The following is a 7209-nucleotide window of genomic DNA, read 5'->3' on the forward strand; positions in this document are numbered from 1 at the left end:
GCTCCTAGACCCTAAGCGTTGCGCCAAACTGTTCCGTTAGTCCCGCGATAATGCCGGATACGGTCTCTTCGACTATCTGATCTGTAAGATTGCGCGAGAAATCCTGTAGAATCAATCCCAAAGCCAAACTTTTCCTTCCCTCTGACACTCCTTTCCCTCGATAAACATCAAAAATCCGCACATCACGCAATAATCGACCACCGCGCTCGCGAATATAGCGGTATATCGCGTATGCCGTCACCGCTTCATCGACCACGATAGCGATATCGCGGCGACTGGCAGGAAACCGGGAAAGCTCGCCAAAGCTCGGTACGCACGCCGCTTGTAAAGCAGACAGCCGCAACTCGAACACAAAAACATCGCCTTCGAGATCGAATGTCCGCACCAGATGCGGATGCAACGCCCCAATCCAGCCCACTATCAGCTCGCCGCGCTCAATTCGGGCGCTCTGACCCGGATGCAAGGCCGACTGTTGGGCAGCGACGAAGCGGAAGGCTTCGGGTTCGCCCGTCAAGACCAATAAGGCTTCAACATCAGCTTTGAGATCGAAAAAATCCACCGGTCGAACCGGCGTTCCCCATTGTTCCGGTAGCGCCGCCCCCGTCACCACACCGCCCAGATACCCGTCTTGCTGCAAGCCGTTGTCGGTTGGAACGAAATTAAGCCCGTGTTCGAACAGTCGCACGCGCGGTTGTTGGCGCTTTTGATTGTAGCTCAGCGCCTTGAGTAAGCCAGGCCATAAACTGGTGCGCATGACGGCCAAATCGGCCGAAATCGGATTCGATAACGCCAGCGGTTCCCGTTCAGGATCAATCGCTTTTTGCAAGGATGGATCGACGAAGCTGTAAGTGATCGCTTCCTGAAAGCCGCGCTGCACCAGAGTCGCCGTCAATCGCTCCAGCGATACTTGCCCTTCTGCTTGCGGTGACATTGCCAGCCGGGTCAGCGGCCGGTTGCTCGGCACGCGCTCATAGCCATAAATCCGGGCAATTTCCTCGATCAGATCGGCTTCCAGGCTGACATCGAAGCGGCTGCTGGGTGGGGTGACAAGCCAGCCATCGGTTTCGGCCGTCACGGTCATGCCCAACCGGCGCAAGATGTTCTCGATCTCAGCGCCAGAAACGTCCATCCCCAATAACTTGCGGATGCGCTCCGGCCGTAACCGAATCGTTGCTTGCACCGGTAAATGATCAGGTGAAACGGCTTCGATGATCGGCCCCGGCTGACCGCCCGCCATCTCAATCAACAACCGGGTTGCCCGTTCAGCAGCGCGGCGCTGCAATTGCCAATCGACCCCACGCTCGAAGCGATAAGACGAATCGGTCTGTAAGCCGTACTGGCGGGCGCGACCGGCGATGCTGGCCGGGCTGAAAAAGGCGCTTTCCAGAAACACATCGCGGGTGGCATCGGTGCAGGAACTGATTTCACCACCCATAATCCCGGCCAAGGCGAGCGACCCAGCCTGATCGGTAATCAGCAAGGTTTCCGCATCCGGTTCAACGACTACGCCATTGAGCAATTCCAGTCGGTCGCCAGGCCGGGCACGGCGCACTTCAATACCCCCGGTCAGCCGACCCAGATCGAAGGCGTGCATCGGCTGGCCGAGTTCCAGCATCACGTAATTGGTCACATCGACCAAGGGTCCCAGACTGCGCACGCCAGCACGCCGCAGCCGTTCCTGCATCCACAGTGGAGTCTCGGCAGCGGGATTGACCCCTTGAATCACTCGCCCGATGTAGCGAGGGCAGTCGGCGGGGTCACGCAATACCACCGGAAAAACCGTATCCACCGTGGGTTCTACGGCCTCTACCGGCAGTGCCTGAAACTCCTGACCACTGAGCGCCGCCACCTCGCGGGCGATCCCTGCCATGCCCAGACAGTCGCCGCGATTGGGCGTCAATTCAATTTCGATCAGCGCATCGTCCAAGGCCAGCAATTCGCGGACATTCTGGCCGGGACGGCTGTCGGCGGGCAATGGCAGCAAGCCATCCGCGTTCTCCGCCAGACCTAATTCCTTGGCCGAGCACAACATCCCTTGCGACTGCACGCCGCGCAGTTTAGAGGGCTTGATCTTGAAATCACCAGGCAACACAGCACCGATCAAAGCGGTCGGGGCACACATCCCCACAGTGACATTGGGCGCACCACAGACGATTTGCAGCGGCTCAGTCTCGCCCACATCGACCGTCGCCACCCGTAAGCGGTCGGCATCGGGATGTTGAATCAAGCCGATCACTCGACCGACCACGACTTTACTGAAGGCGGGCGCGGCGGGTTCAATGCTATCCACTTCCAAACCGGCCATCGTCAACCGTGCTGCCAGTTCAGTGGTGGACCATCCAGAATCGACCCAATCTCGTAACCATTGTTCGCTGATTTTCATACGAGTAGCCTCACCGAAACTGTCCCAGAAAGCGCAGATCGTTCTCAAAGAACAGCCGCAGATCGTTCACCCCATAACGCAACATGGTCAGTCGTTCGACCCCCATGCCGAAGGCGTAGCCGGTATAACGCTCGCTGTCGATGCCGACTTTCTCGAACACCGCCGGATGCACCATGCCGCAGCCCAACACTTCCAGCCAACCGCTCTGCTTGCAAACCCGGCAACCACTGCCGCCGCAGATCACGCATTGAATATCCACTTCAGCGGACGGTTCGGTGAACGGGAAATACGACGGCCGGAAACGTACTGCCAGATCGCGCTCGAAGAAGTTGCGCAGGAAATCATCCAGCACGCCTTTCAGATCGGCGAAACTGACGCCCTCATCGACCAGCAAACCTTCGACCTGATGGAACATCGGCGAATGGGTTAAATCGGAATCACAGCGATAGACCCGACCGGGCGCGATGATCCGCACGGGCGGTGCTTGCCGCTCCATCACCCGAATTTGCACCGGCGAAGTATGCGTCCGCAGCAGGGTATGGGCATCGAAATAAAAGGTATCGTGCATCGCCCGCGCCGGATGGTGCGGTGGAATATTGAGCGCCTCGAAATTGCGGAAATCATCCTCGACTTCCGGGCCTTCCGCCACGCTAAAGCCGATGCCAGCGAACAGCGCTTCAATGCGGGCCAAGGTGCGACTGAGTGGATGGTAGCCGCCCGGCTGCTGGCCGCGTCCTGGCAGGGTCACATCAATGCTTTCGGTGGCCAGGCGAGCATCCAGCGCCATCGCTTCCAATACCGTTTTACGGGTCGCAATGGCCGTTTCCACAGCCTGTTTAGCGTCGTTAATCGCTTGGCCCGCTGCGCGGCGTTGGTCTGGTGGCAAGCGTCCCAGTTCCTTCAACTGCTCGGTCAATACACCTTTCTTGCCCAGATACAGCACGCGCGCCTGGTCAAGCATCGCCAGATCAGCGGCGCTGGCAATCGCAGTTTGGGCGGATCGGATGAGATCGGACAAGGCATACACGCAGATAAATCTCTTAACGATAAGCAATGAAAAAGGGAAAGACCGCAGCCTTTCCCCCGTTCGGAATTCGGCCTGAGGGTTGCCGGATCAGGATTGATCCGGCCAACAGTCAGGCGATGCCGAGCGCGGTCTTGGCGCGGTTGGCCAGCTCAGTAAAAGCAGGCTTATCAAACACTGCAAGATCGGCCAGCACCTTACGATCCATTTCGATGGCCGCTTTCTTTAGGCCATTGATGAATCGGCTATAGGACAGCCCATTCTCGTGAGCACCCGCATTGATGCGGACAATCCACAGCGCGCGAAATTCGCGCTTTTTCTGGCGGCGGTCACGATAGGCGTACTGACCGGCCTTGATGACGGCTTGTTTGGCAACCCGGAATACTTTACTCCGAGCGCCGTAGTAACCCTTGGCTTGGTCTAAAACTTTTTTATGACGGGCGTGGGCAGTAACACCACGTTTAACTCGAGGCATGGCTCAATTCTCCGGCAAATCAACTATAAGGCAACATCTGACGAACGGCGGGCGTATCCACAGCCGCCACGATAGCGGTACCGCGCAACTGCCGTTTCCGCTTAGTCGATTTCTTGGTCAGGATGTGCCGCACATGGGAGTGCGAACATTTGAACTTACCGGACCCGGTGGGCTTGAATCGCTTAGCCGCACCACGATTGCTTTTCATCTTGGGCATTGCATAACTCCGCTATTTTAGGAAAATTCTGGGCTGGCCCCCGAGGGTATCGGCGGCAAAAACATGGATCGCTAAGGGAGAATTACTTCTTCCTGACCGGCGCGATAGTCATCACCATTTGCCGCCCTTCCAGTCTGGGCCGCTGTTCTACTGCGCCATAGGCCGCGAGATCGTCTTCAACGCGCTTAAGCAGTTGACTACCCAGATCTTGGTGCGCCATTTCGCGGCCCCGAAACCGCAGCGTCACCTTGGCTTTATCGCCATCACTTAGGAAACGGATCAGGTTGCGTAGTTTGACCTGATAATCTCCTTCGTCGGTTCCTGGACGAAATTTGATTTCCTTAACCTGGATCTGTTTTTGCTTTTTCCTGGCTTCGCTTTGCTTCTTGGCCACTTCAAACCGGTACTTGCCATAATCCATGATGCGGCAAACCGGTGGCTTGGCGTTCGGGGAGATTTCAACCAGATCCAGTTCAGCTTCCTCTGCCATCTTTTTCGCTTGTAGCAGAGAAACAATACCGGCTTGCTCGCCGTCCTGATCAATTAGGCGCACCTCGCGCCCGGTGATCTCGTCGTTGAGCCGGAGTTCATTATTTGCAGCGATGTTGGGTTCCTCCAGTAATTATTCAGTTCGTCCGCGCCGGGCGATATCAGCTTGTAGCAGCTCGACGAAAGCCGGCAAGCTCATGACGCCCAAGTCTTTTCCGGTTCGGGTGCGCACAGCGACGGTTTCGGTTTCCATCTCCCGGTCACCGACGACCAGTAGATAGGGGACACGTTGTAAGGTGTGCTCACGGATTTTAAAGCCGATTTTCTCGTTTCTCAAGTCGGATGCGACGCGGAAACCTTGTTGCATAAGGGATTTTTCAAGCTTGGCGACGTATTCGGCTTGATGATCGGTAATATTAAGCACAATCGCCTGCACGGGTGCGAGCCACGCCGGCAGCGCACCGGCATATTGCTCAATCAAAATCCCGATAAATCGCTCCAGCGAACCCAGAATCGCCCGGTGCAGCATCACCGGCACCCGCTTGCTGCCGTCTTCGGCAATATAGTGGGCATCCAGCCGACCCGGCATCGAAAAATCCACCTGAATGGTGCCGCACTGCCACAAGCGATCCAGACAATCGCGCAGCACATACTCAATTTTGGGGCCGTAAAACGCGCCTTCGCCGGGTTTGAGCGTCCACGGCAAACCGGTGCGGTTCAGCGCCAGTTCCAGGGCCTTTTCCGCTTTGTCCCACACCTCATCGCTGCCCACCCGCTGCTCCGGCCGGGTCGCCAAGGCCAGTTGCACCTCGTTGAAACCGAAATCAGCATAGACATGAAACAGCAAATCCATGAACTCTGACACTTCTGCCTGAATTTGATCTTCGGTGCAGAAGATATGGGCGTCGTCCTGGACGAAGTTACGCACCCGCATCAGGCCGTGCAAAGTACCGGACGGTTCGTTGCGATGGCAGGAACCGAACTCGGCCAGCCGCAGCGGCAAATCGCGGTAACTGCGCAACCCCTGGTTATAAACCTGGATGTGGCAGGGGCAGTTCATCGGCTTGACCGCATAATCGCGGTTTTCCGATGAGGTGGTGAACATGTCCTTGCGGAATTTTTCCCAGTGGCCGGACTTTTCCCACAGACTGCGATCCACAATCTGCGGCGTGTGGATTTCCTGATAGCCGTGCTGGCGCAATAACTGCCGGATGTAATTCTGAATCTCGATGTAAATCCGCCAGCCCCGATCATGCCAGAACACCATGCCCGGCGCTTCTTCCTGGACGTGAAACAGATCGAGCGCCTTGCCGACCTTGCGGTGATCGCGCTTCTCCGCCTCTTCCAAGCGATGCAGGTAAGCTTTCAGCGCCTTTTGATCGAGCCAAGCGGTGCCGTAAATGCGTTGGAGCATCTCGTTACGCGAATCGCCGCGCCAATAGGCACCCGCCACCTTCATCAACTTGAAGGCCTTGAGCTTGCCGGTGGAGGGAACGTGCGGCCCGCGACACAAATCGATGAAATCAGCCTGTCGATACAGCGAAATCGGCTCGGCGCTGGGAATGTCGGCGATGATTCGCGCCTTGTACTCCTCGCCCATCTGGCGGAAGAAGGCGACGGCTTCATCGCGCGGCATCACCGACCGTTCCACTGGAATATCCCGCACCGCCAGTTCCTCCATCCGCGCCTCAATCTGCGCCAAATCGTCGGGCGTGAAGGGGCGGTTGAAGGCGAAGTCGTAATAAAAGCCGTTCTCGATCACTGGGCCGATGGTGACCTGAGCGCTTGGATAGAGTTGCTTGACGGCGTGCGCCAACAGGTGCGCGCTGGAATGGCGGATAATATCCAGCCCTTCCGGGTCGCGCTCGGTGACGATGGCGAGATTCGCATCCTGTGTAATCAGGTGCGAGGTATCCACCAGGCGACCGTCCACCTTGCCCGCCAAAGCAGCCTTAGCCAAACCGGCACCGATGGCGGCGGCGACATCGTGGACGCTGACCGGTGCGTCGAATGCGCGCTGGCTGCCATCGGGGAGCGTGATGATCGGCATGACTGCAACTCTCTTAATCTACAAATTCCGCTGAGTAAAATAATAAAGGGCGCGCCCAAAAACCCTTCTTTTGGAAGGCAGGCGCGCCCTTTGTAAAACCAGTGCTCTGCAACTCAGACCAAAAATTGGTAGGCGCGATTGGACTCGAACCAACGACCCCCACCATGTCAAGGTGGTGCTCTAACCAACTGAGCTACGCGCCTGAGCGATTAGGAGCGGAAGGGTAACGAAAGGCGGCGGGATTGGCAAGAAGTTGGGGTAGATTTTTTGCTTACGGTCGCATCAATGCCAAAAGAAAAAAGGAGTCTGTCAAATTTTTTGTGTAAATGCAGTTTTGGTTAGTGGAGTGAGAGTGGCAAGCGGCCCTCGAATTGAATGGCGAAGCGATTGAGGGCCTGTTTCCAGTCTTTGATGGGCATGGTCCATTTTTTGGCGGCTTGCTCAATAGCCAAGTCGATCACCTTGAAGGCGGAATGTAGTGCCCCAAAAAAGACTTCCGCTGGTTAAGAGAGTATAGCGACCTCCTGGGCCAAGACGGCGGCGGGGGTGCGATACGCGAAATGGCTGTGTA

6 protein-coding genes, 1 tRNA gene and 1 pseudogene are annotated in these 7209 nt (G+C 56.9%); all 8 read right to left on the bottom strand.

The genetic code is table 11. The annotated features are described in order from the left end of the window. Positions 1 to 4: 4 nt before the first annotated feature. On the bottom strand, positions 5 to 2383 hold the full coding sequence (gene pheT / locus BN873_RS01895) for a phenylalanine--tRNA ligase subunit beta (protein ID WP_048670283.1): 2379 nt from the start codon (positions 2381 to 2383) through the stop codon (positions 5 to 7). 10 nt (positions 2384 to 2393) lie between these two features. Then, on the bottom strand, positions 2394 to 3410 hold the full coding sequence (gene pheS / locus BN873_RS01900) for a phenylalanine--tRNA ligase subunit alpha (RefSeq protein WP_048670284.1): 1017 nt from the start codon (positions 3408 to 3410) through the stop codon (positions 2394 to 2396). 109 nt (positions 3411 to 3519) lie between these two features. Then, a complete protein-coding gene (gene rplT, locus BN873_RS01905; protein ID WP_048670285.1) occupies positions 3520 to 3882 on the bottom strand; it encodes a 50S ribosomal protein L20 in 363 nt (120 codons plus the stop codon). Between the two features lie 19 nt (positions 3883 to 3901). Further along, positions 3902 to 4099 (bottom strand): 50S ribosomal protein L35, encoded by a 198-nt coding sequence (gene rpmI / locus BN873_RS01910; RefSeq protein WP_048670286.1) that lies wholly within the window; start codon positions 4097 to 4099, stop codon positions 3902 to 3904. Between the two features lie 82 nt (positions 4100 to 4181). Further along, positions 4182 to 4703 carry a translation initiation factor IF-3 gene (gene infC / locus BN873_RS19835; RefSeq protein WP_048670287.1) on the bottom strand — a complete coding sequence of 174 codons (522 nt, stop codon included), beginning with the start codon at positions 4701 to 4703 and terminating at the stop codon, positions 4182 to 4184. A gap of 18 nt (positions 4704 to 4721) precedes the next feature. Continuing rightward, positions 4722 to 6638, bottom strand: a complete 1917-nt coding sequence (gene thrS, locus BN873_RS01920) for a threonine--tRNA ligase (RefSeq protein WP_048670288.1) — start codon at positions 6636 to 6638, stop codon at positions 4722 to 4724. Positions 6639 to 6764: 126 nt separating this feature from the next. Beyond that, positions 6765 to 6841 (bottom strand) — tRNA-Val (locus tag BN873_RS01925). 135 nt (positions 6842 to 6976) lie between these two features. Then, positions 6977 to 7111, bottom strand: a pseudogene (locus BN873_RS21430) (IS256 family transposase); the annotation flags it as partial. Positions 7112 to 7209 lie beyond the last annotated feature (98 nt).

The sequence above is a fragment of the Candidatus Competibacter denitrificans Run_A_D11 genome (assembly GCF_001051235.1).
Lineage (GTDB): Bacteria > Pseudomonadota > Gammaproteobacteria > Competibacterales > Competibacteraceae > Competibacter_A > Competibacter_A denitrificans.

Bases quoted from the DNA above. Each gene is read 5' to 3' on its own strand.
- rplT (WP_048670285.1), bottom strand. From the start codon at position 3,882: ATGCCTCGAGTTAAACGTGGTGTTACTGCCCACGCCCGTCATAAAAAA.
- rpmI (WP_048670286.1), bottom strand. From the start codon at position 4,099: ATGCCCAAGATGAAAAGCAATCGTGGTGCGGCTAAGCGATTCAAGCCC.
- thrS (WP_048670288.1), bottom strand. From the start codon at position 6,638: ATGCCGATCATCACGCTCCCCGATGGCAGCCAGCGCGCATTCGACGCA.
- pheT (WP_048670283.1), bottom strand. From the start codon at position 2,383: ATGAAAATCAGCGAACAATGGTTACGAGATTGGGTCGATTCTGGATGG.